The organism is Frankia sp. CeRuru1 (assembly GCF_977966315.1).
In genome coordinates, this window is the sequence record NZ_CDWWEW010000035.1 from 1 (window position 1) to 22415 (window position 22415).

At 69.5% G+C, this 22415-nt stretch carries 23 protein-coding genes; 5 read left to right on the forward strand and 18 right to left on the reverse strand.

Annotated features, from left to right (window positions below):
• The 5 genes from AC08OP_RS04605 to AC08OP_RS04625 form a co-directional block, all read right to left on the reverse strand.
• On the reverse strand, positions 1-782 hold a 782-nt coding region (locus AC08OP_RS04605), incomplete at its 3' end, for a GvpL/GvpF family gas vesicle protein (protein WP_476613049.1).
• Positions 783-827: 45 nt separating this feature from the next.
• Complete coding sequence (locus AC08OP_RS04610; protein WP_476613050.1) at positions 828-1325, reverse strand: gas vesicle protein; 498 nt, start codon at positions 1323-1325, stop codon at positions 828-830.
• A 108-nt stretch (positions 1326-1433) separates the two neighbouring features.
• The gene (gene gvpO / locus AC08OP_RS04615; protein ID WP_476613051.1) at positions 1434-1727 is read right to left on the reverse strand and encodes a gas vesicle protein GvpO; all 294 of its coding nucleotides are present in this window, start codon (positions 1725-1727) and stop codon (positions 1434-1436) included.
• 252 nt (positions 1728-1979) lie between these two features.
• Entirely contained in the window at positions 1980-4157 is a 2178-nt protein-coding gene (locus AC08OP_RS04620; RefSeq protein WP_476613052.1) for a putative bifunctional diguanylate cyclase/phosphodiesterase, read from the reverse strand.
• Positions 4158-4366: 209 nt separating this feature from the next.
• On the reverse strand, positions 4367-5191 hold the full coding sequence (locus tag AC08OP_RS04625) for an SAM-dependent methyltransferase (protein ID WP_476613053.1): 825 nt from the start codon (positions 5189-5191) through the stop codon (positions 4367-4369).
• Positions 5192-5695: 504 nt separating this feature from the next.
• Between AC08OP_RS04625 and AC08OP_RS04630 the strand changes: the two genes are divergently transcribed.
• Entirely contained in the window at positions 5696-6250 is a 555-nt protein-coding gene (locus AC08OP_RS04630; protein WP_476613054.1) for a flavodoxin family protein, read from the forward strand.
• Between the two features lie 132 nt (positions 6251-6382).
• On the opposite strand, the gene AC08OP_RS04635 is transcribed toward AC08OP_RS04630, so the two are convergent.
• The 7 genes from AC08OP_RS04635 to AC08OP_RS04665 are packed head-to-tail and all read right to left on the reverse strand — an operon-like array spanning position 6383 to position 14347.
• The gene (locus AC08OP_RS04635; RefSeq protein WP_476613055.1) at positions 6383-7477 is read right to left on the reverse strand and encodes a TfuA-like protein; all 1095 of its coding nucleotides are present in this window, start codon (positions 7475-7477) and stop codon (positions 6383-6385) included.
• On the reverse strand, positions 7474-8694 hold the full coding sequence (locus AC08OP_RS04640; protein ID WP_476613056.1) for a YcaO-like family protein: 1221 nt from the start codon (positions 8692-8694) through the stop codon (positions 7474-7476). Before AC08OP_RS04640 ends, AC08OP_RS04635 begins: the two co-directional genes overlap by 4 nt.
• A 30-nt stretch (positions 8695-8724) precedes the next feature.
• Positions 8725-10644, reverse strand: coding sequence for a RiPP maturation radical SAM C-methyltransferase (locus AC08OP_RS04645; RefSeq protein ID WP_476613057.1), 1920 nt, complete (start codon positions 10642-10644; stop codon positions 8725-8727).
• Positions 10641-11720, reverse strand: coding sequence for a hypothetical protein (locus tag AC08OP_RS04650; RefSeq protein WP_476613058.1), 1080 nt, complete (start codon positions 11718-11720; stop codon positions 10641-10643). Before AC08OP_RS04650 ends, AC08OP_RS04645 begins: the two co-directional genes overlap by 4 nt.
• A complete protein-coding gene (locus AC08OP_RS04655) occupies positions 11717-12958 on the reverse strand; it encodes a radical SAM protein (RefSeq protein WP_476613059.1) in 1242 nt (413 codons plus the stop codon). Before AC08OP_RS04655 ends, AC08OP_RS04650 begins: the two co-directional genes overlap by 4 nt.
• Positions 12945-13982, reverse strand: coding sequence for an aKG-HExxH-type peptide beta-hydroxylase (locus AC08OP_RS04660; RefSeq protein WP_476613060.1), 1038 nt, complete (start codon positions 13980-13982; stop codon positions 12945-12947). Before AC08OP_RS04660 ends, AC08OP_RS04655 begins: the two co-directional genes overlap by 14 nt.
• Positions 13979-14347 (reverse strand): hypothetical protein, encoded by a 369-nt coding sequence (locus AC08OP_RS04665; RefSeq protein WP_476613061.1) that lies wholly within the window; start codon positions 14345-14347, stop codon positions 13979-13981. Before AC08OP_RS04665 ends, AC08OP_RS04660 begins: the two co-directional genes overlap by 4 nt.
• A gap of 162 nt (positions 14348-14509) precedes the next feature.
• On the opposite strand from AC08OP_RS04665, the gene AC08OP_RS04670 reads away from it, so the two are divergent.
• A complete protein-coding gene (locus AC08OP_RS04670) occupies positions 14510-14635 on the forward strand; it encodes a hypothetical protein (protein ID WP_476613062.1) in 126 nt (41 codons plus the stop codon).
• A gap of 101 nt (positions 14636-14736) precedes the next feature.
• On the opposite strand, the gene AC08OP_RS04675 is transcribed toward AC08OP_RS04670, so the two are convergent.
• From AC08OP_RS04675 to AC08OP_RS04685, 3 genes are all read right to left on the reverse strand, one after another.
• Positions 14737-15846 carry an ATP-binding protein gene (locus AC08OP_RS04675; protein WP_476613063.1) on the reverse strand — a complete coding sequence of 370 codons (1110 nt, stop codon included), beginning with the start codon at positions 15844-15846 and terminating at the stop codon, positions 14737-14739.
• 17 nt (positions 15847-15863) lie between these two features.
• A complete protein-coding gene (locus tag AC08OP_RS04680) occupies positions 15864-16097 on the reverse strand; it encodes an AlbA family DNA-binding domain-containing protein (RefSeq protein WP_476613064.1) in 234 nt (77 codons plus the stop codon).
• 124 nt (positions 16098-16221) lie between these two features.
• Positions 16222-17655, reverse strand: a complete 1434-nt coding sequence (locus AC08OP_RS04685; protein ID WP_476613065.1) for a glycosyltransferase 87 family protein — start codon at positions 17653-17655, stop codon at positions 16222-16224.
• Between the two features lie 247 nt (positions 17656-17902).
• Here AC08OP_RS04685 and AC08OP_RS04690 point away from each other — a divergent pair, with 247 nt between their 5' ends.
• Both AC08OP_RS04690 and AC08OP_RS04695 read left to right on the forward strand, forming a co-directional pair.
• On the forward strand, positions 17903-19033 hold the full coding sequence (locus tag AC08OP_RS04690; protein ID WP_476613066.1) for a molybdopterin-dependent oxidoreductase: 1131 nt from the start codon (positions 17903-17905) through the stop codon (positions 19031-19033).
• The gene (locus tag AC08OP_RS04695) at positions 19030-19515 is read left to right on the forward strand and encodes a hypothetical protein (RefSeq protein WP_476613067.1); all 486 of its coding nucleotides are present in this window, start codon (positions 19030-19032) and stop codon (positions 19513-19515) included. Before AC08OP_RS04690 ends, AC08OP_RS04695 begins: the two co-directional genes overlap by 4 nt.
• Here AC08OP_RS04695 and AC08OP_RS04700 read toward each other — a convergent pair.
• Genes AC08OP_RS04700 through AC08OP_RS04710 form a run of 3 tightly spaced genes read right to left on the reverse strand, consistent with a single transcriptional unit; the run spans position 19448 to position 21557 of the window.
• A complete protein-coding gene (locus tag AC08OP_RS04700; protein ID WP_476613068.1) occupies positions 19448-20164 on the reverse strand; it encodes a methyltransferase domain-containing protein in 717 nt (238 codons plus the stop codon). The genes AC08OP_RS04695 and AC08OP_RS04700 overlap by 68 nt on opposite strands.
• On the reverse strand, positions 20158-20880 hold the full coding sequence (locus tag AC08OP_RS04705; RefSeq protein ID WP_476613069.1) for a TIGR04282 family arsenosugar biosynthesis glycosyltransferase: 723 nt from the start codon (positions 20878-20880) through the stop codon (positions 20158-20160). The genes AC08OP_RS04700 and AC08OP_RS04705 overlap by 7 nt, the downstream gene beginning before the upstream one ends.
• Entirely contained in the window at positions 20877-21557 is a 681-nt protein-coding gene (locus AC08OP_RS04710; protein ID WP_476613070.1) for a glycosyltransferase family 2 protein, read from the reverse strand. The genes AC08OP_RS04705 and AC08OP_RS04710 overlap by 4 nt, the downstream gene beginning before the upstream one ends.
• 197 nt (positions 21558-21754) lie before the next feature.
• Between AC08OP_RS04710 and AC08OP_RS04715 the strand changes: the two genes are divergently transcribed.
• Positions 21755-22415: response regulator transcription factor (locus AC08OP_RS04715; RefSeq protein ID WP_476613071.1), on the forward strand; the 661-nt coding region annotated here is incomplete at its 3' end.

Below are 22415 nucleotides of genomic sequence, written 5' to 3' on the forward strand. Positions count from 1 at the left end.
CCCACACCCACCGTGGGCACGGTCTCCGCCGGGTGGTGGACAGGCGAATCCACCCGGAATCCCCACTCACGGGCGTCCCGGACGGCGTCCAGCATCCGGAGCAGGTCCCGTACCTGGTCGTCGAGGATGGCCCGGGCCTGCTCCGGGTCGGCGAGCACCGTGCCGAACCGCAGCGGCAGCACACCGCCGCGTTCCAGCAGCTCCCACAGCACCTGATCGTGCCGGCGGGCCAGCACGGCGAGGCGACCGGTGTCGGAGACGTCCTCCTCGAGGTCACGCAGCAGGCTCAACTCGACCTCCGAGACGGCGAGTGACAACGGCCCGCAGGCGATCGCGTCCACCTCGGTGCCGGCGCCCAGCCCCTCGATTCCGGCGGTGTCGCTCGCCGCGGGGATGATGCCGTATGCGTAAAGACCGCGGTCGGTCCGGGACGCGCGCGAGGACGTCCGGACGCCGGGCCCGACCGCGCCCACAGTTTCGACGGTCGACTCCGGAAGCGACTCCGGAACCGACTCCGGAACGGACTCCGAGACGGACTCCGAGACGGACTCCGACCGCGAGACCGACCCCGACTGCGAGACCGGAACGGGAGGAAGGTCCCGGGGCGGGGTCACGGCCGGCCGGATGCCCTCCATCACCACCCGGGTGATCTCACGGGCGAGGCACTCGACGATCTGATGTCGGGCGAGTTCGCGGGCCTCTCGGACGGCCTCCTCGACGATCTCAGGCGCGAGTCGCCGGGCGAGGGCCGTGAGGTCCTCAGCCCCGGCCGTCGTGCTCATGGCCGCTACTCCCTCGTGTCCCGTTCCTCGGCGGCCGATACCCCGTCAAGGCCGATCCCCCCTGCGCCAGCCAGGCCGGCCGGCCCCGCCGAAGAGCCGCTCGACCGCGTCCGCCGGATCCCGGTCCGTCGGCTCGCCCACACCCTCCCCGGCACGATTCGCGATCTGCGCGGGACGGTCGGCGATCCGCTCAGGGTGGTCTTCGGTCCGCCCGGGCCACCGCCCGTCGGCGGGCTCGACCTCGGCCAGCCGCGACCGCAACCTCCTGTTCTCCTCCTCCAAAGATCGCGCCCGGGAGTTGAAGAAGGGGTCCGCGGTCCACCAGTCCAGGCCCATCTCCCGCGCCGTGTCCGCCGAGGCGATGAACAGCCGCAGCTTCAGGGTGAGCAGCTCGACGTCCAGGACGCTGACGACCACGTCTCCGACGATCACAACCCCCTTGTCGAGGACCCTTTCCAACACGTCGGCCAGCGAGTCCGGACGCGAACCACCCCAGGGCCGGGCACGAGGCGGCCCGGCGAAGAGGCTGCGGTCGACGGTCATGGCCCTGCCCGGTTCCTGCTGTCGCGATGGGCGACCTCACGCGGCAACCTCGTCAGTCGGTGGCGGTCAGTCGGTGGCGGTCAGTCGGTGGCGGTCAGTCGGTGGCGGTCAGTCGGTGGCGCCATGGACGAACCTCCGCAGCCACTCGTAACCGACGAGGTTCCCCTCCCTGTCGACGTCCAGCCGGTAGGTGGCGAGCACGCTCGTGGTGGACGGGATGCGCTCCAACTCGACGACGTCGGCCAGCACCGACCAGCCGTCGTCGGTCCGCCGCGCACCGGAGACCCGCTCCGGACTATGCCCCAACAGCGTCCCGAACTCGTCCAGCACGCCGGGCAGCACCGCCGCCAGTCCCCCGCGGCCCACCCGGCGACGGGCGGTCCTGTCCTCGTCTGGGCTCATGGCGTCTGGGCTCATGGCCGGTACGCGGCCCCCGTCCACCCCCGTCTCCGGGACAAGGAGGACCGAGGCATCGAAGACATCGACACGCCGCCCATTCCCGGGACTACCGGCTCCAAACTCCCAGCGTACGACGGGTGTCGACCGCAGATCACCGACCGCCGCACCACCCCGGAGGAGCCCCCGCCCGGAGGAGCCAAGGCCACCCACGCCGAAGATCCACTGGAGGTGGAGAGGTCAGCGCGTCCTACGGGATCAGCGCGCCCATGCCGCCCGCACTGCCCGCGTGGGGCTCGAAGATGATCGGTCCGAGCCAGCGGACCGGGTGAGGATCCTCTGGGTAATCTCCTCGGCCGTCAGCGGCGGCGCGAAGAGAAAGCCCTGCGCACTGTCGCAGGCGGCCGCGCGCAACCGCTCGGCCTGCATCAGGGTCTCGACGCCCTCGGCGGTCACCGTCAGGCGCAGGGTGTGAGCCAACGCGACCAGCGTCTGCACGATCTCCTCATTCCCCGGGTCGGCGTCCCGCGCCGAGCGGAAGCCCTCGATGAACGGTCCGGCGAGCTTGAGCGTGTGCACCGGCAGCCGACGCAGGTAGGCGAGGTTGGAATAACCGGTGCCGAAGTCGTCGATAGCGATCCGCACGCCCATCTCGGCGAGCCCGCGCAGGACCCGCAGCGGCTCGTCGGCCGTGCCCATGAAGGCGCTCTCGGTAAGTTCCAGCTGGAGCAGGTCCGGGGAAAGCCCGGTCTCGTCGAGAATGCGTCGGACCTGTTCCACCAGGCCGGCCTCGCGGGTCTGCCGGGCGGCCAGGTTGACGCTGACGAACGGGGCGTGCGGATGACACTCCTGCCACTGCCGCGCCTGCCGGCAGGCAAGCTCCAGCACTCGCCGGCCGAGGGGCACGATCTGCCCGGTCTCCTCCGCCATCCCGATAAACAGATCGGGGGGCAGCAGACCGAGGCCGGGATGCCGCCAGCGGACCAGCGCCTCCACCCCGACCATCGCCCCGGCGGCCATCCTGGCACCCGCACCGTCGCCGAGAGCGATGATCGGCTGGTACTCGACGACGAACTGGTCCTGTTCGAGGGCGCGGGGCAGCATGGTCGACAGAGTGTGCCGGGTCGCCTGCCGGACGCCTCGCTCCGCGTCGAACAGGGCCCAGCGGCCCTTCCCCTCCGCCTTCGCCCGGTAGAGCATGATGTCGGCGGCCCGCAGCAGATCGGCGTAGTCCCCGTCGGCGACGGGCCGTTCGACGATGCCGATGCTCGCTCCGATGGACAGCGCGTGGTCACCCACCCGCAGCGGGCTCGCCAGCGCCGCCAGCACGGTCTCGGCGACGGCGACGGCGTCCGCCGTGCCGGCTGTGTCGGCGACGAGGATCACGAACTCGTCACCACCCATCCTGACCAGGAGCTGCTCCGGGGACAGCACCCGACGCAGCCGGTCCGTGACGGCGACGAGCAACCGGTCGCCGACGTCGTGGCCGAGGCTGTCGTTCACCATTTTGAATCCGTCGAGATCGATGAAGCACAGCCCGACGCGACGTTCCGGTCCCGTGGCCATCAGTTCGTGGACCCGTTCGATGAGTACCGTCCGGTTCGGCAGGCCGGTGAGCGGGTCGTGCCGCGCCTGGCGGCGCAGCTGGCTCTGCAACAGATGCCGGTCGGTCACATCCGCGATCATGGAGAGCTGCGCACGGCACCGCCCGTCGTCGTCGCGCAGGCACGACGTGGTCAGCTCGGCCCACACCACCGACCCGCCGATCCCGGTGAACCGCCGCTCCATCCGGATGTGCTCCGGTCCGGCGGTCCGCTGGGCGGCATAGGCCTCCCGGAGCTCCCCCGCGTCCTCGGGATGCGCGAACTCGTCGATTGACCTGCCCTGCACCTGACCCGGGCCGACTCCGAGCATCCGCAGAAAAGCGTCGTTGGCGTCGATGATCCGTCCGTCTCCGTCATTGATCAGGATTCCGATCGCGGAGCCGGTGAAGATCAGCCGGAAGCGGGCATCGCTCGCGTGCAGGGCCGCGCGATGGATCGAGTCCTGCCCGGCGAGGATCCGCTCCCGCAGCGCCTGGGCGTATCCCTGGGCCAGGCCGCCCTGCAACGCCGCCAGCCGGGCGCCGTACCCGTCGGCCGTCCCGAGTCGTAGGTCGGTGAGCAGTCTGGTGCCACAGATCTCGATGGTTCCGGCCAACGCGTCCGCGGCGCCGAAGGTGTACTCGACGACGGCAGCCCCGACCGCGGCCGCAGGGTCGGCCGTGAACGGTTCGGCGAGCAGGGCGTCGACGAGCCGGTCGCTCAACGCCCGTAACCGCTGCTCGACGTCGATCAGGCCGATCGCCGGGTAGCTGGCGCCGAGGATCTCTCGGGCCCAGGCCTGGGCGAAGCGCGCGACGCCCTGCTGGCGGGCCGTCTGGGGCAGGGACCTCACCGCACGCACTCCTCATCGCACGCATGTCTTACCGGACCATGACGAACCTTGGGCCTGACCCGCCCTGTGACAAAACCTCGGCCGCTGGCCGGAAAAACGCCGGAAGCCGGAAAAAAACTAATAAAAGTTAAGAAAAGTGAGAGATAGCCAGGAAAAACCATAAAAGGCCAAGGACGGCCAAGAACAGCCAAGGAACGGCGAGCTACCGGCTACCGGCGCCCGACCGCGGCAAGTACCGTGGAACGCACCGGGTTGCCCGCGAGGGGATCGGCGCCCATGCCCGCCGCGTCCGGGCGCCAGGCCGGCAGGTAGACCAGGCCCGGGTCAACGAGGTCGTATCCGCGGAGCAGATCGGTGATCTCCGCACGGGAACGCGGGGTCACCCCGGTGGGGGTCTCGTCGTAGACCTTGCTGGCCTGGTTGATCTCTACGGCCCGCTCGTCCGCGATCACATGCGAGATGGCCAGGTAACTGCCCGGCGCCGTCGCCTCCCGGAAGGAATCGATGATGCCAGCGGGGTCATCGCGGTCGGGGACGAAATGCAGAACCGTCACCATGAGCACGGCGATCGGTTGAGAAAGATCGAGCAGCTCGGCCACCGCGCTGGAGCCGAGGATCGACGCGGGCTGCCGAACATCCGCCTGCAGCACCGTGGCCCGCGGATTGTCGGCGAGCAGCATCCGGGAGTGGATGACGGCGACCGGGTCGATGTCGACATAGACGACCCGGGCCTCCGGATTCACCCCTTCGGCGATCTCATGTACGTTACCGACCGTCGGCACCCCGGAGCCGAGATCCAGGAACTGTGTGATCCCGGCCTCGGCAGCGAGGAAGCGCACCGCCCGGTGCAGGAACAACCGGTTCGATCTGGCGATCAGCAGGGCATCCGGGAGGATCTCGAGGGCGGCGCGCGTCGCCTCCCGGTCCACCGCGAAATTGTGCGATCCGCCGAGCGCGTAGTCGTACATCCGCGCAGCGCTCGGGCGATTGACATCGATCCCCGCGGCCCACTCGGGCAACTCCTCCATGATCATCCATTCTCCTGCGCGACCCACTAGACGACGTACGGTGAGGAGATTGTCTACCATCGCCACCTTCGTCACCACACCGGCCGGTGTCGCTACGGAGACCAGTACCTCCACATCGCGTTCGCACCGCGTTCGCTCGTTTCATCGCACGCCCGCCCTACCTCCCGCCCGGGCCTCCCGGCGGCGCGGACCGACCTCCGGCGGCGGCCCATGGGGAAGCCGCCGACCGTGCCGAATGTCCGGTTTGACCAGACCGTCCGACCCTGCCCTGCGTGGCCGTCCACGGATGACACTGGTCTGGAACCTGGATCGAGGGTCGACGCCCGCGACGGCCGAGGAGACCCCTACGGCCGCAAGAACCGGAAGAACCGAAAGAACCGGGAGGACCGGAGCTCGCGGCGGCAGCCGACAGACCGACGGCGGCCGGGACAGCGCGGGTATTCGGGCGTCGCCCTCGGCCGGGACCGTACGAGGCTCCGGTACGAGGTTCCGGGTGAGGAGTGGGACGAGATGCGCGCCCTCGTCGTGTATGAATCGATGTTCGGCAACACCAGGGTGATCGCGGACGCCGTCGCGATCGGCCTGTCGACGTGGTTGGACGTCGGACTCGTGGAGGTCGGCACCGCGGACCCGGCCCTGAACGACGATGTCAGGCTCCTCATCGTCGGCGGGCCCACCCATGCGTTCGAGATGAGTCGGCCCGAGACCCGACACGACGCCACCAGGCGGACCGAGGGCAACGTCGTGTCGCCGGGAATCGGGATCCGGGAGTGGCTCGAGGCACTGCCCAGGCAACCGAGTGGGTCGCCCGAGGGGATACCGCTCACCGGAGCGGCCACGTTCGACACGAAGGTCCGTCACCCCCGTCCCGCGGGTTCGGCCGCGGCCGGTGCGGCAAAGTGCCTGCACCGTCTCGGCTTCTCCCTCCTCGACCGTCCGCGGAGCTTCTACGTCGACGGCCCGGCGGGCCCACTGGTGGCCGACGAACCCGAACGCGCCCGCCGCTGGGCCGAAAGCCTCGGATGGATGGTCCCTGCCTCGGCGAAGGGTAACGCGCTTTCCTGAGCCGCCTTGACACAGCAACACTTCACCCGGATCGCCGCCGAGTACGAACGACTCGGTGGAGGAAGTCGGATCTTGCACGGATCTGTAAGGTTTCTGGTTGCACAAACTGGCAGAGGCGATTTTCGGGCGTGACTACCGGGCGGCGAGGAAAGCGGCTTCGCGGGCGGCGACCTCGGTGACGCGGTTGACGTCCGTCCAAGCACGCTCGCGGAGAAAGGCGCCGAGGTCGTCTGGCCACCCCAGACGCTCGCCGAAGAACCAGGCAAGGAGCTTGTCGGCGTTGCTCTGATCATCGTCGGTGGACTGAGTCCACATCTGCCGTTTCCGCCTTGCTCGGCGGCAGCACTCGGGCCAGTCGGGTTCAGCCGAAAGGAGCGCTACCCAGTCGACCCATTCACCGGACGACGCGCGCGCAATACCCTCAGCCACAGTGTGTGCCAACGGAACGGCCAAGAGGAACTCGTCAAGGATGCTGGCGATGGGCGTCTCCTGCCGCACGACTTCGTTCCAGAGCACGGTGGGGGTAAATTCAGTCGCAGCGGGCGAGGTCGTTTCGCTACTCGACGGCATGAGGTCGTCGCGCATCCGTTCGAGCATGGCCACTGCGTCGGCCCGCTTCTGATCGACTCGGCCTTGCGGCAGCCACGCGCGCAACGCCTCGAGCTGTTCGGGGGGGCACGGCACCAGGTTCAGCAGGTGCTCCCACCGGCGGTCAGCATAAAACAACGAACGTGCGGTCTGAACGACGAGCTCTCCGGTCATGCGAGAGACCACGCCCTGCGCCGTCGCGGCAGCTACGGTCGCTCGCACGTTCACCAGGGGCTCCGAAAGCGGCCGAAAGCCGTGCTTGCTCGTTGCATGCACAAGGGCCACCTCGTCGTCCGAGGTCAGCTCACCGGAGCAATATCCCGCAGCGATGTCACCGACGGCGACCATGCCGAAGGGCGCCAGCTCGGCGCCGCGTAGCGCCCCCATGCTCGACGACCCGTAGACCCGGATCCCGAGCGCTAGGGCGTACAGGATCTCCTTGTGCCACACTGCCGGCACTTGGTGGAAGTAGCCGTCGATGATCCCGATCGTGGGCGGTCTCTCCTGGCTGATCCGCCACACGTCCCCGAGCTGAACGGGCGGCAGGAACTCGGCGTCCAGAACGGCGCGAGCGTCGTCGATGCCGAGTGTCGGGCCGAGGAAGACGACTGGCAATGGCCCAGTCACTGGCCCGGTCAACCGACGACGCCCTCGACAGCGGCGCGAGCGCGAGCACCCGGCTTGTACCCCGACACGTCACTGGGCGGCTCGAGACCTGGAACAACCGCGCGGCCGACCGCAACGCCGGTGTCCGGCCGGCTGAGGTCAACCCACCAAGGGTCGAAGCCTCGGGTGACGAGCGCACTCACCACGGCTTCCAGGTCGCGCTCGAGCGTGCTCGTCGAGAGGTCGGGGAGGTCGCTGACGTCGCGGCCGCCGCGCAACGACGCCCGCCAGCGCTCTCGCAGCAGTCGCGCCTGCTCGGCGGCAGCGGAGCTCGGGCGGTAGCGGGCGCGGAACATGTCATCGCGTGCGCCGCTGATGAGCGTGAGACGGCTCTGCGCCGCTTCGGTGACGGCACGGCACAGCGCGATGTCTCGACTGGGATGGCATCCCATGCCACTCGTGGCGTAGACCGTGAGATCCTGGTCGTCGGCGTCTGGCTCGAAGACTGTGCACTCCACAGTGGCGACACCGATATCGCTCGTCGCGTCGTGGAGCATCACAGCGATCCCAGCCTCGTCGAAGCGCTCAAGCAGTGACCTGCCGACCGGGTCGGTGACGCTGCCAAGATCGATGGTGGTCGTGGTGACGTCGCCGGTAAGCCGCCACATGGTGATCGCATCGCGTTCGATCAGCTCGCAGAGTGCGTGGAGCTTGGCTTCGAAGCCGTTGTTGCCCGACGATAGACCGTTCGAGGTACAGCTGAACCAGCCGCTACCTGGCGGTTCCTGAACTCGACCGTCGGTGTGCACTACCTCGAACGGGACAAGCGCCGCAGTGCCGTCGACGAGCGAGGCAGCCGCCACCCACGTCGTCGGTGTCGTGGTCGCAAAATTCGCTCCGGTTGCCCGAGCCAGGCCAGACCAATCGGCTATCTGGTGGCGCGGCGCAAGGTCGCAGGCGGGTCCCCACACGGTCGGCACACTCGCCCGTTCGGCGTGCCACAGCTCGACGGATTCCATGATTGCCGAGGCTTTGGCGGCGGCAAGCGTGACGCCCTTGCCCATCGAGACGGCCAGCGAGTAAGCGGCCGGGCGGCAGGCAGTCACCACCGGTATGCCGATCCGGTCCAGTCCAGTGATGTCCGCTACTCTCGTGATCCCGAACATGTCGAGCTGGCCGCGCAGCCGCCGGACGGTTTCTTCCGGCGCCACCGCGCGGTGGGTCCCGAGGGTGAAGGTCTTTGCTGTCATCGCGATCCTCCGGCCACCAGATGCACGACGTCAGTTGCCATCTCGGTCCGAGGTCGCCAGGCGCAGGCGAGGTCTCGTGCGCGCCGCGGCGGAGCGGGCCGGCGGGTCGGCGTCGGGTGTCAGTGGCAAGGCCAGTGCCAAGAACCGGTCGCCATCCCGGAACACGAGGCGAGCATCGGTCATCTCGGTCAAAAAGGCTCGCACTTCGTCGGGATCGAGGTCAAGGTCGCGGTCGCGAAGCAGGCGATCCGCCGCGCTCGACGGGGTGGCGCCGTCGAGGCAGGCGAGGTAGAGCTCCGCCTCGACGTCGTCGAGGAAGATGTCGCGGCTCGGGAGCAAGGGGCGACGGTCGCGGATACGCAGGAACCCCGGCCCTCTCTCGTATCGAAGCGACCGGTGGCGCCCGGGCGTCCAGCAGCGGTCCCAGGCGTCGACCGCGTCACGCAACGGGGCGACCGCTTGTTCGGGGTCGTGCCCGTCCACGTGCTCGTACTCGAACGCATACGCCAGGCCGGCGAGCTCGTCCGCCGGCACGGAGTGCAGGTGGCGGTAGTAGGCGGCGGGACCGAGCAGCCGCAAGCCGTGGGACGCGGGTTTGTCGAAGTAAGGGCTGAACCGCTGGACCTGAAGCCGGACCAGCCCGGGCGGCTTGAGGTGGACAAGTGACTTCACCAGGTCTGCCATCGCCACGTAGTCTTCGTCGGTCTCGCCCGGCAGCCCGTAAATGATATTCCAGGTCGGAAGCAGCTCGTAGCGCGCCGCAAAGATCAGGAGGCGTATATTTTGCCACACGGCGACGCCCTTGTCGATACTACGCAGCAGGGGTGTGCTCAACGTCTCGATGCCGGGCTGTATCCGGTGGACTCCCGCGTCGCGAAGCTGTCGGACCTGGTCGGGCACGAGGTTCGACTTGATCTCGTAAAAGAAGCGGTAGTCGTGGCCGGCCTTGCGCCGTTTGGCGAGCTCAGGCAACACGCTGTCGAAGAACTTGGGATCCAGGATATTGTCGACGACGTCGAACTCCACCCTGCGGTGGCGGCGGGCGAGAAACTCGATTTCGTCCACGACCTGGTCCGGGGCTTTGGCCCGGAAGGTCATGCTCGACCCGTTCAGCCCGCAGAACGTGCAGTGGTGACGCTCCCCCCACCAGCACCCTCGGGAGGTCTCGACGACCAGGCGCGTCCGGGACGACAACGACTCGCGTAGCGGCGACCGGGCAAGCCGCTCGAAGTACTCGTCGTACACCGGGGTCAGCGCTTCCGACATGGCGATGCGGTGAACGCGTGAGCCCTCGTCACCGCTCCCACGGGCGAGCAGGCCGGGACCGCTCCCAGGCCGGCGTCCGGCCAACAGTTCGGTGCACAGCGGCCCGAAGGTACGCTCGGCGTCGCCTTGGACGACGTAGTCGACCTCGTCGTAGAGCCGGTGCAACGCGGTCCCCAGCTCGGCGTCGCAGTTGGCGCCGCCGAACACGACGACGAGGTCGCGATCTTTCGACTTCAGCCGGCGGGCAAGTGCCAACGAGGGCACCGTCTGCGAGAACGTCGTAGTGAAACCGACCACCGCCGGCTCGGTTGCGAGGATCTCGTCGGCCGACGCAGACAGGAACGCGTCAGTAAGTTCCCTCATGCCCAATGCAGCATCGACGACCGCGTCCGGCACCTGTTCCCGCCGCAGGTAGTCGACGTAGTCGCTCCACTCCTGTACCCGCCGCCCGGGATCCTTGAAGATCCACTCACCTAGCCCGACTCTCCACCAGCGCCGCACGACGGCGTCGTACAGCGTCGGGGCGATGCCGTTGCCGGCGAAGTAGCCCGCCGCTTCGAGCTGGAGGCTGTGGGCGTTGACGGGCAGCCCGGCGCGTTCGGCGACGGCGGTCAGGATGCCAATCTGGATACTCGGCGTCTCCGGAGACGCCCATGGCATCGCGACGACGCTGATGCTCTTCACGAGACGTCCGGCAGCGCATCGACGACGTGTGCCTGAAGCCCGTCGATCCGTTCGACGACCTCGCGCCTGATGTCCGGCCACCACGGCCGGACCAGGTCCGCTACCGAGCCCTGGGCGAAACCCCGGACACTGCGAACGAGGCGGGCCCGGACGGCGCGGGGCTCGAAACCCGCCGTTCTGCTCCCGAGCGCCCACAGGTGCGCGAGACCGAACCACACGTGGACTGCCTCCAGGAACGGTCGAACGGGAAGTAGGCGCCCGGTCCAGGGCGACCGGACGCACGGCACCTCGACAGCGGCGTCGCCGCCCACCCACGGGCGTTGCAGGCACTCTCGGTATAGCAGGCCGTGTATGGCTTCATGGACGACGCCCTCGGCGAGACAGTCCAGCGAGGCCTCAGGGTGGTGCGGGTTGGTCACGAACGACCGGCCGATGTAGTTGCCGTTCGTGCCCGAGGCGACGTGGTCAGCGCCGTCAGGATCGATCTGCAGCACCAGGACGCAGGTGGCACGCTGCACGAAGGGCTCGACGGCGCTCGACAGCCCAGCAAGCGAGGACATGGTCTCGACGAGGCGTCGATGGATCGTGTTCACCTGGTCGACGGTGAACGACGGCCGGGAGGCGTTCGTACGCTCGAATCGTCCGCTCAGGTCAATGCCGCGACCTCTCGGGCTGCCGAAGTCCAGCGCCATGGTGCGGTCGCCGGGCAGCTGCGGCCACCCGTCGGTGGTGCCGTCCGGGCGCACGTAGACATCTCCCAGTGCCGACCAGGAAGGTTTCGTCGGGGGCGGTCCCTTGCCGGCGAGCGTCATCTCGACCCCGACCGCCGCGGCGAGAAAAGCTTCGACGTCGTCGGGTCCAGTCGTGGCGAACAGCAAGCGCCGGGTGACTTCCGGCGCGCGCAGCACGCGCCGCTGCCGATGCTCGTCGAGCTGCGTGATCGCGGTGACGGCACCGGCGCCGGACCGACGCCGCAAGGCCTCCGCTGTTCTGTCGACGACGGCGCTGTCGAGCGTGTCGATGAGCGTGGTCCCGTCGAGCCAGGTCAAGGCCTCGCCGACGTCGTCCAGGCTCATACGACCACTCGGGTCATCTCGGCGAGAGCCTGGCGGCGCAGGGCTGTCTCCTCGATGTCGACGTCGAGGCGCTTACGGACGTGAGCGAACAGCGCGAGCAGGTCAGCGCACCACACGCTCGGGTTGTCGAACGCCGCGTTCGATGACCAGCGATGAGGCAGGTAGCCGCCGGAACACGTGGTCGCCTCCGGGCAGGTCTGGCAACCCGTCGGCACCGGTAGTCCGTCGAACATCGCCGCACGGTGCAGCGCTGAGAGCGCGCCCACGTTGGACACGTCGTTGGCGAACACGCTGAGGCCCGTCCCAGCCATGCCGTGCCGACAGACCCTGAGGGCGTCGAGATCCTCGACGGCGCCGTCGGGTTCGATGAACACGAATCCGAACGGTTCGTTCCCGACCATGTCGATGTTGGAGCGACCACCGAGCACAAGTCGCGAAACGGCCACGAAAAGTGGGATTCTAGTCGACACCGGGTCGTTGACCCACCACTCGTCGAAGACCGGTAGTAGGTAGTCTGCACACGGTGTCGGGCCGTGGGCCCGGCGCACCTCGGCCACAGTGTCATGGGTGAAGTCGGGGAGGAGGTAGTTCATGGTGCGGAAACCCAGCGAAGTGATGTGCCGGTGGATCGAAACACTGTCGGCTCCGAACTGGACGACTGCGAGCGCACCCATCCCTACGCCGTGTCTTCTCAGACAGTCGATTCCGCTCACCACGCGCTCATGCGACCCGGCGCCGCGCCGGTCCACTCGGGCGGCGTCATGAATCTCCGCGGGGCCGTCGATCGACACGCCGATTTCGATGCGGTGCTCGACGAAGAGCTCCGCCCAGTCGTCGTCGATCAGGGTGGCGTTGGTCTGCAGGTTGAAGTCGACCCGGGCCGTGCCAGCCAGCCGCTCTCGGATGCGCCGGCACCAGCGGTCCACACGTGCTCGGCCGGCGAGCAGGGGTTCGCCGCCGTGGAACGTTATCCGCACTCGCCGCTGGCCGGTCGCCTCGCACCACGCCTCGATGCGACCAAGCGCCGCCTCGACGACGTCGTCGCGCATGACGACCGGGCGGTCCCGCCAGGTATTGTCACCTTTATTATAAACATAGCAGTAGCTGCAGTCGAGGTTGCACCGAGATGCAATTTTGAAGACGAACGCGAGAGATTTTCCGGCAAACTGAGAGGCGTGGTCTGGCGCCGACTCCTGGCTGCGAGTAGGCAGGAGGTGAATGCGTTCAGGCGAGGACATGATCGGCTACTCCGTGGGTGCGGAGTACGAAGGCGGCACCGGCGTCGGTGAGATGAGAGCCGGCGTTCTGCAGAACTTCCCGTGCGTCGTCCCGATGACGGCCGAGGTCCTTCGCGACCGCTTCGTCGACCTCGGGGGCGATGATGCCTGCCTTGGCTGCCTCGGCTAGGGCGACGCAGATGTACGCGAGTGCATGGTAAGCAAGCAGGATTCCGAACAACGGACGGGGTTCGGCGCGTAACGGCGAGGTGTACGTGCCGTCGTGCGCGGGATCGACCAGGTCGCCAGCCGCCTGCGCGATACGTAGGTGGTGGTGCGCAGTCTCGTGGACCACAAGCTCGATGGTCTGCGCGGTCCCCTTGGAGATGTCGGCTTCAATGAGACCGGGAACGTCGGGGTCGTGGCAACTTCGCGCCGTGTCGGCGATCGGCGCGAGCGGACGGACGACAGCAGTGGCCGACGTGATCCAACTCATCAGGTCCGGGCAGCGGTTGGCCAGCACGCCCACCGTGCGCAGGTAGCGCCCGATCGACACTTGGATCTCCGGCTCTCGTTCAACGACCGCCGACGACGGCAGCGACGGCCACGAACCCGGGGTGACGACGCCGGTGGCCCGACACCAAAGATCGAGCCCGAGCGGGACAGGTGCAGGTTGGGCGACCAGTGCGCCGAGTGCCTCGAGTTCGTGGCGACCGGCGTCGACCACCTCGTCCCCCGCACCTGTCCACAACACGATCTTCTCGGTCAGCTCGACAGCGCCCAGATCGGCCGCGGTGCTCGCGGCGGCCCAAGCGGCGAGGGCGACGTCGCGGCTGCCGTCCACGGGCTCGGGCTTAGTAAGCCGACTCATGAGGGGATGGCGTAGCCACGGACTGGCTACGAGCGCATTGTCGACGATGACGGCACGGACGCGTTCGGCGTCCAGCTTCAACGTCTGGACCGGCATCCACCGGTCAACCCTCTCGATCAGCGAGGCGGTCCACGCGCCGGCGTCAGGACGCCATTCCCATGGGCTCTCGGTCACTGCCCGATGTGCTTGTTCTGCGTGGCCGCCTTGGCCTGCTGCAGCCTGAGCAGTCGTTCCGTGAACGCGTTGAACGCCACCTCGTCCAATTCAGCCAACCCGCTTATGGCCTCAGACTGCTCGAGGACGGCGGGCTCGATTTCGACCGCGCCGGTCCGGCTGAAAAAAATGCCGTTGGAATGAGACGTTCCGTTGGTTGACCTACTGAAGATGATGCCGTTCGAGTGGTGAGAGACCGCTGCAGTCCCGTCGCCTGTACCCGCGTCGCCTGAACCCGCCTCGTCGAAGACGCGCTCCCTTGCCAAGTTTGCTTCGATCACGCCTTTGAGCGCTGCCTGAACGCGTTCTTCCGCGGAGTCTGGCACGCCGCACCCCCCTGAGATTATGGCGAGACTTCCCGGACCATGGGACCATAGGATGCGGAGAAGTGCAATAGCCTTACGCAATATTGGCCGGTCGAATCGCTACGTTGGCGCTGGCCGGGGACCGGCCTCCGGCCGCGGGAGGGCCAGTATGACGCGGCTGGGTTGCGGCCGAACGAACCGGAGTGCCCGCCGCATCCGGCCCGGCTGTTCTGCGGGCTGGTCGCCTCGGCGCGTATCGACGGCGACTGGGTGGCGTTGCGCTGGCTGGAGACCTGGGGCGGCCGGTAGTCGTCATCCAGCCATGTTGCGCTTCGCGGCCTTGGCGGTCGCGGTCATCGCCGAGGACAGTGGCGCGGAGCATCGACGGGACGTCGCCCAGCGGCTCCTGCTCAGGGCGGCTGCGACCAGCCACGCACTGTCTCGTGCTGGTCCGACCAGGCCCGCCACACAGCCTCAGCCCAGTCGTCGATGCGGGCGACGCGTTGCTCAGGGACCGCGGGACGGACATCGGCCACGGTCACCTCGCCCATTCGCTCCGGCGGGCTCATGCCCGCGGCGAGCAGGGAGTCGAGCATGGCGCGGATGCCCGACCCGCGGTTTTCGCAGACGGTGCGGGTCTCGCCGGGGATCGGGACGTCCTCGAGAATCTTGATAAGGGTGGCGTTGCGGGCCGAGGAGATGCCTTCTTCGCCGAGGCTGTCGACCGTGACAGGATCGAACAGCCCACCGGGATTGCGAATGACCAGACGGTCGGGGTACATCTCGACTTGGACCTGGGTGCCGCGGGCGCCACCGGCAAGGTCACGGTGGACCAGCGCGTTGACGACCGCCTCGCGCAGAGCGGTCTCCGGGTACTCCCAGACGTCCTGCCGGCCCACGCCTCCGATGACCGCCCGGCGGGACATGTTGCGGCGGACGGTCATCAGCGTGTCGCGGACCATGACCGGGACCGGGCCTTCCAACGTCACGTTGTCCAGGAACCGTTCAGTGGACCGGCCGCCGGTCTCGGTCGGGTAGCGCACGAAGGTGACCATCAGTTGCGGGAAGTGCTCCTGCGGATAGCTGCCGAGCGCCAGCAGCCCTGCCAGCGAGACCACGTCTTCGCCATCGTTTCCAGGCACGAGCACCCTGGCACGGCGCAGCACCGCCAACCGGTCCAGATCCTTGAACGCATACGGCCTGCTGACCCTTAGCCGGGCGATCAACACGTCGACACCGGCCGCATCCAGATGATCCAGACCAACACCGTGGACGGCCTGCTCGTCCTCACGGGGCTGCCCACGTGAGGACAACATCACCTGGACCTCATAGGCCGACAGCCGACGATCATCATCGCCTACTCTGACATAGCTGCCCTTGGTGATGCCGGCTCCGCGCGAGTAGCAGGGCTTCTGAGCGGGATCTAGCTCGGGGACCTCGGCGACCAGAACCTGGACGCCTTCAAAGTGATGAATCTTGATCAGCGGTCGCAGCGGAGGCTCCATGTCCTCGGAACACATCGAGCCGAGATTGGCTGTCAGCCTCGCCGGATCAGGCAGTCCGGTCGCAACGAAGCCCTGGGCTTCGTCCAGCCCAGGGCTTCGTCCAGCCCAAGGATGATCACGCCACCTCGCGTGTTGGCAAACCCCGAGAGTGTCTCGCGCAGCGACTTCGGCAGCCCACCCTGCGCCTTCTTCACCTCGACGTCGGCGATGTCCGCACCGATGGCGCGGAGGTTGTCGACGATGTCCGCGAGCTCGGCATCGAGCATCAAGTCGCCTCGCCAACTATCATGCTAGCTAGCATGATAGTTGGCGAGGCCGTGGGTCCGGACCGAGCCCAACAAGTCGCCGATCAAGATCCGTCCGCACCTCGGCGCCGGGCGCCGACGGTCGTCATAGCCGGGGTTCGACGACGGATGGGGCCGCGGGTGCGGCAGCGCGCTCGGCGGCCGCCAGCCGTCGGCCGGTCCACCGGCGCAGACCGGTCGCGGCGAGCACGACGCCACCGCCGACGGCGTAGGAATACACCCGCAAGGTCCACGCGTCGCCGGGCAGATCCGTGAACAGCGAGACGTAGACGGGGTGCGCGGCCGCGGCGACGGCGAGCCATTCCAGCCGCCCGGCGATGACGGCGAGCGCCGCCAGCAGCACCCCGTACCAGGGCTGGACCGGGGTCGCGACAAGGAACGCGGCACCGACCAGCCACAGCGCGGCCCGTTCGACGGGAACCCGCTGTGGATCGGTCCGCAGCACGGCGACCGTGACCGCCGCCAGCAGGGTGGCCGCTGCCGCCTTCGCCGCGGATCCGTCCAGGTGCAGCAGCCCGGCGAGCAGGAGGAAGCGGCTGCCCTCGCCGTAGCCCTCGACGTCGAGGTACTGCGGGAGGAAGCCCAGCGCCTGTGTACCGACGGCGAGGATGTGCGGCAGGTAGGACAGCACGACCACCCCGGCGGCGGCCCCGGCGAGCGTGACGGGCCGGCGCCGGGCCGCCGCGGGCAGCAGCAACGCCGGGTACAGCTTCACCGCCACCGCGCCGCCGAGCAGTGCCCCGGCGACCCCCGTCCGCAGCGGATGGGACCGGGCGGTGAGGACCGCCAGAGCGCTGAGCGCCAGCACGGCCCCGAGGACGTCGACGTGCGCATCGGAACCGATCTCCAGGCCGGCGAGCGGCGAGAACGCATAGAAGGCCGCGTGGCGCGGGTCACGGCCTCGCGCCACCAGCATCCGCGTCATCAGCCCGACCAGTGCCAGGGACGTCAGCGAGGCGTAGAGCTGGAGTTTGTGTTCGCGCGGCGGCCCCGGCAGGACATGAACGGCGGTGAAGTACGCCTGCGCCACCGGCGGGTAGATGGTGTGGGCGCGCGGGTAGTTCAGCCGGATACAGTGCGGCCCGCGCCCGATCGCCGCGCACCCGGCCGGATCCGGGAACAGCCAGCGATCGCGCAGCCGGGCCAGTTCCGGAGCGAGCGGGCCGTACCGGTAGGGGTCGATCCCGGCGGCCTGGACCCGACCGTCCCAGGCGTAGCGGTACAGGTCGTCGGAGAGCTGCGGGCCGGTGGTGGCCGCGACGGCGTGGATGGCGACAATTCCGCCGAGCAGCATGGCGACAGCCAACCGGCGCGGGGCCGCGTGGACCAGCAGCGCGGCTGTGGCGACACCGAGCGCCCACCAGAGCATGACGGGGTAGAGCACCCCTGCCCGGCCGGGCAGGTATCCCGGCGCCGCGAGGACGGCGCGCTGCGCCGCGAGCAGACCCGCGAGCCCGACACCCGCCCCGGCCAGGGCCAGGGCGGGCCTGAGGCGTGGCGCGGTGCGGGTTCTGGGCATGGTCCCGAGACTGGCAGGCGCAGCGCCGGCGCGGGAACACCGCGCCGGGCCTTCCTCGTTCCGTAATGCCGGTACTCGGTCGCGAGTGGTCCCGGCGGCCTACCGTGCATTCGTGCGACAATTGCCTCGCCAGTTGCCCCGTCGGTTGCCTCGTCTGCTGACCGAAAAGCTGCCGGAACCACCCCCGGTCCTGCGGCGCGGCCCCCTGCGCGAAAACGCATTCCCCAGTCGGCTGCACGATCCACGGATGGCGGCTCTCCTCGGCATCTGGCTCGGGATCGCCTTCGGAACATGCTTTCTGACCGGGCTGGTGTCGCATTTCATGCAGCATCCGCCGTCCTGGCTGGAATGGCCTTCCCGACCCGTCTGGCTGTACCGGGTGACCCAGGGCCTGCACGTGACCACCGGACTCGCGAGCGTCCCACTGCTGCTGGCGAAGCTGTGGACGGTGTATCCGCTGCTGTGGGAATGGCCCCCGATCCGTTCCGTCGCCCATGCGGTGGAGCGGATAACGATCGTGCCGTTGATCGCAGGGGCGATCTTCCAGCTCAGCACGGGCATCGCGAACATCGCGCAGTGGTACCGGTTCCACTTCTTCTTCACCGTGACCCATTACTGGGTCGCCTGGATCACAATCGGCGCGCTGGTCCTCCACATCGTCGCGAAGCTCACCGTCGTCCGGGCGAACGTGGGCCGTCGCCGCCATGAGCGCGCGCCCCTGAACGGCGCCGCCACCACCATGACCGGCGCCGCCACCACCATGACCGGCGCCGCCCCGGGGACGGGCAGTCTGACGCGGCGCGGCCTCGGCCTCGCGACGGGGACCGCCGCCGGGGTAATCGTGGCGACGACCGCTGGCCAGTCGGTCCCGGGCCTGGCCCGGCTGGACCTGCTCGCGCCGCGGCGGCCCGACATCGGCCCGCAGGGGCTCCCGGTGAACCGCACGGCGCGAGCCGCGCGGGTCACCTCCCTCGCCCGTGACCCCGGGTACCGGCTGGAGGTGGTCGGTCCGCGCCGGATGGTGTACACCATCGAGGAGCTGTACGCGCTGCGTCGGTACAGCTCGAAGCTGCCGATCACCTGCGTCGAGGGATGGGCCGCGGACGCCACCTGGCACGGGCCGCGGCTGCGGGATCTGCTGGACGCCGCCATGATCCCCGCCGACGCGACGGTCCGGGTCGAGTCCCTCGAGGCCCGCGGGGGCTACCGGGCAAGCGACGTCAGCCCCTCGCACGCCCGGGACTCGTTGACCCTGCTCGCGACCGGGGTGAACGGCGCCGGCCTCGACCTCGACCACGGTTATCCGGCCCGGCTCATCGCGCCGAACCGGCCCGGGGTCCTCCAGACGAAATGGGTACATCGGGTGGTGATGGTATGAACGCCGTCGTACTGCGCGGTGTCGCGGTGGCGGCCGGGCTGGCCGCAATCGGTTACGGGGTCGACGGCGTGCTCGCCCACCAGCAGGCCACCCGGCCGCCGAACACCGTGGTCTGGCTGATCGGCGGGGTCCTGGTCCATGACGCGTTGCTCGTGCCCGCGACGATGCTCGTCGGCTTCCTGCTCGCCCGGTTGGTCCCACCGCCCTACCGGTCCGTCGCACAGGGCGCGCTGCTAGTGAGTGCGGCGGTCGCCCTATCGTCGCTCCCGCTGTGGCGTGGCTACGGTGGGGACCCTGGGAACCCGACGGTGAACCCGCTGCCGTACGGACGCAACCTCGCGCTCGTCCTCGGAGTGGTCTGGGCCGGCGCGGCGGCCCTCATGGTGAGTCGGGCGGTCCGCGCCCGGCGGGGAATCATCCGGTCGGGAGACGCCGGCGCAGCGCGGCGAAGTGCCGGCCGGCGCTGCACCAGGTCCGGGTGATTAGCAGTCCGGCGTCCGGCGCGAGGCCGGTCAGGTCGTCCCCGTCCACCAGGCACCAGGAGAAGGGCCGCGACACCCGGCCGGTCGCGTCCTCCAGCCGGACCCGCATCGGGCCGGTCTGGGTGCCCGGCGGTTCGAGTTCGACGAGCACCCGGCCGGAGGGGGCGAGGAGTTCCCCGGCCCGGCGCAACAACCGGATCGGGTCGCCGCCGATGCCGATGTTCCCGTCGGCGAGCAGCAGCGCGGCCCATCGTCCCTCGGCAGGTACCCGGCCGAACACGTCCCGCCGTAGCGCCGGCGCACCGGCCCGCCGGGTCAGGTGCACCGCGAACGGCGCGACGTCGATGCCGAGGGCCGGCACCCCGCGGGCCGCGAGCGCAGCCGCGAGCCGGCCGGGCCCGCAGCCGACGTCGAGGGTCGGGCCGCCGCAGTGACGCAACAACGACAGATCCCCCGGGGACAGCGCCCCGGTGGAGCAGGTGCGCGGGGTCGGCGCCGCCGGGGGCAGAGTGCCACGCCAGCGGTTCACCGGCAGCGGGTCGCGTCGCCCGTCGGGACGGCGCATCCACAGCTGTCCACCGGCGGAACGCAGTCCCGCCTCGTAGACGGTCGTCGGTCCCCACCGGCCGTCGGGGACGCCGGTCAACACGCGGTGGCCCGGCCGGCGGCGATGCGATCCCCTTGCGTGGCGCGCAGCGCCGCGGCGAAGCGCCCACCGGGCACGAGCCGGGCGACCGCGTCGGCGTCGGCCATGGTGTCGACGTCACGCACCGTCGGCAGGGTTGTGACCGTCAGGCCGGCTTCGGACAGGCGGGCCCGTTGCCGTGCGCCGGTGTCCGGGCGCGAGGTCGGCACGCCACGGAGAAGATCGCCGTCGGGGGTGGTCAGGCCGAGTGCCCACCATCCTCCGTCCGCGGCGGGACCGAACACCGCGTCGGTCGCGTGCAGCGCGTGGCAGGCGGAGGCGAGCAGGGCGGCAGTCACCTGGGGGGTGTCCATCCCGATGAGCAAGGTCGGCTCGCTGCCGGCGTCGAAGGCGGCGGCGAGCCTGACGTCGAACGGCCCCGATACCTGCGGCATCACTTCGATCGCGATTCGTCCGCCCGCGGTTCGTCCGGCCGGGATTCGTCCGGCCGGGATTCGTGCGAACGAGGTCTCCAGCCACGGGCCGACCGCGCCGTCGAGGACGAGGACCGGGCACAGTGCGTCGAACCCGGGCAGGCCGGTCAGCTCCTCAACCGCGGCCAGCGTGTCCGCGAGCGCGGCCGCCGCGACGGCCGCCGCCTGGTCCGGGCGCAGGGGCGGCGTGAGGCGGGTCTTGACCCGCCCGGGTACCGGCTCCTTCGCCATCACGAGCAGCCTCACCGGAGGCTCGCCAACAGGGCGGACATGTCCCGGGCCGTCCGGGCGGCGCCGAGCGGTGTCCCGGTCACCTTGGAGCGCCCGACCCGAGGGGTGTAGGCCACGTCGGTCTCGATGATCCGCCAACCGGCCTGGGCTGCCCGCAGCAGCAGTTCCAGCGGATAGCCGAACCGGCGGTCGGCCACGGGCAGTCGGAGCAGGTCCTCCCGGCGGGCCACCCGCATCGGGCCCAGATCATGGACGGGAACGCCGCGCCGGCGCAGCCGCCCGGCGACCAGCGCGTTCCCGAATCGGGCGTGCGGCGGCCAGGCCCGCATCGAGGTCGGGCGACGGCGGCCAAGAACCAGATCGGCCCGGCCGGCCAGCAACTGCGCGACGAGACCGGGAAGCTCGGCGGGGTCGAGGGAGGCGTCCGCGTCGCACACGCCGACCATGTCGGCGTCCGCGGCGAGCAGCCCGGCGTGCACGGCAGCGCCGTAGCCGCGCTCGGGCACGTCGACGACAACCGCCCCGCGTTCCAGCGCCACCTGGCGGGAACCGTCGCGCGATCCGTTGTCCGCGACGATCGGCCGGTAGCCGACGGGCATCCGATCCAACACCCAGGGTAGCGCCCCGGCCTCGTCCAGGCAGGGAAGGACGACGTCGACGGAGGCCCCGATCCCACTACGTTGCGTGAACATGATCGGGACTGTAGTACCGCCCGCGCGTGATCAACCCTTACGGAACAAGGAATGCCCGGGTCCCGTCCGGCGGCTCGGCACGGACACGACGACAAACATGACGATCATTACGAGCATGACGAAGCGGAACATTACGAAGCGGAGACCTCCGAGCCGATCATGGTCAAGGTGGCCGTCGCCTTACCTATCGTGGCCGGGTGGCCCGTGTGCTCATCGTCGACGACGACGCCCTCGTCTCCGAGGTCGTCGACCGCTACCTGCGCAACGCCGGCTTCGACGTCGACCGCGCCGCGGACGGGCCCACGGCCCTGCGGGTGGCCGAGACAACCCCACCGGACCTCGTCGTCCTCGACCTGATGCTGCCCGGTCTCGATGGCATCGAGGTGTTCCGCCGGCTCCGGGCGCACCGACCGGTACCAGTGATCATGCTGACCGCACGTGCCGACGAGCCGGATCGCATCACCGGTCTGGAGATCGGCGCCGACGACTACGTGACCAAGCCGTTCTCGCCGCGGGAGCTGACCCTGCGCGTGCAGTCGGTGCTGCGGCGGGCGAACGAAGCGGCGCCGGGCGCGGAGGCCGGCGTCCTGCGGGCCGGCACCCTCGTCGTCGACACGGCCGCGCGGACCGCCACCCGGCACGGGGTGCCGCTCGGGCTGACGGTGCGCGAGTTCGATCTGCTAGCCTTCCTGCTGCGCCGGCCCGGCCGCGCCTTCACCCGGGGCGAGCTGCTCGAACAGGTGTGGGGATGGAGCTATGGCGACCCCTCGACGGTCACCGTGCACATCCGCCGACTGCGGGAGAAGATCGAGGATGATCCGACCGCTCCCCGGATGCTTGTCACAGTGTGGGGAGTCG

Excerpts from the sequence above, each read along its gene's own strand:
- AC08OP_RS04610 (WP_476613050.1), bottom strand. The coding sequence starts at position 1,325 with ATGACCGTCGACCGCAGCCTCTTCGCCGGGCCGCCTCGTGCCCGGCCC.
- gvpO (WP_476613051.1), bottom strand. The coding sequence starts at position 1,727 with ATGAGCCCAGACGAGGACAGGACCGCCCGTCGCCGGGTGGGCCGCGGG.
- AC08OP_RS04625 (WP_476613053.1), bottom strand. The coding sequence starts at position 5,191 with ATGATCATGGAGGAGTTGCCCGAGTGGGCCGCGGGGATCGATGTCAAT.
- AC08OP_RS04630 (WP_476613054.1), top strand. The coding sequence starts at position 5,696 with ATGCGCGCCCTCGTCGTGTATGAATCGATGTTCGGCAACACCAGGGTG.
- AC08OP_RS04640 (WP_476613056.1), bottom strand. The coding sequence starts at position 8,694 with ATGACAGCAAAGACCTTCACCCTCGGGACCCACCGCGCGGTGGCGCCG.
- AC08OP_RS04650 (WP_476613058.1), bottom strand. The coding sequence starts at position 11,720 with ATGAGCCTGGACGACGTCGGCGAGGCCTTGACCTGGCTCGACGGGACC.
- AC08OP_RS04655 (WP_476613059.1), bottom strand. The coding sequence starts at position 12,958 with ATGTCCTCGCCTGAACGCATTCACCTCCTGCCTACTCGCAGCCAGGAG.
- AC08OP_RS04675 (WP_476613063.1), bottom strand. The coding sequence starts at position 15,846 with ATGTGTTCCGAGGACATGGAGCCTCCGCTGCGACCGCTGATCAAGATT.
- AC08OP_RS04680 (WP_476613064.1), bottom strand. The coding sequence starts at position 16,097 with ATGCTCGATGCCGAGCTCGCGGACATCGTCGACAACCTCCGCGCCATC.
- AC08OP_RS04685 (WP_476613065.1), bottom strand. The coding sequence starts at position 17,655 with ATGCCCAGAACCCGCACCGCGCCACGCCTCAGGCCCGCCCTGGCCCTG.
- AC08OP_RS04690 (WP_476613066.1), top strand. The coding sequence starts at position 17,903 with ATGGCGGCTCTCCTCGGCATCTGGCTCGGGATCGCCTTCGGAACATGC.
- AC08OP_RS04695 (WP_476613067.1), top strand. The coding sequence starts at position 19,030 with ATGAACGCCGTCGTACTGCGCGGTGTCGCGGTGGCGGCCGGGCTGGCC.
- AC08OP_RS04710 (WP_476613070.1), bottom strand. The coding sequence starts at position 21,557 with ATGTTCACGCAACGTAGTGGGATCGGGGCCTCCGTCGACGTCGTCCTT.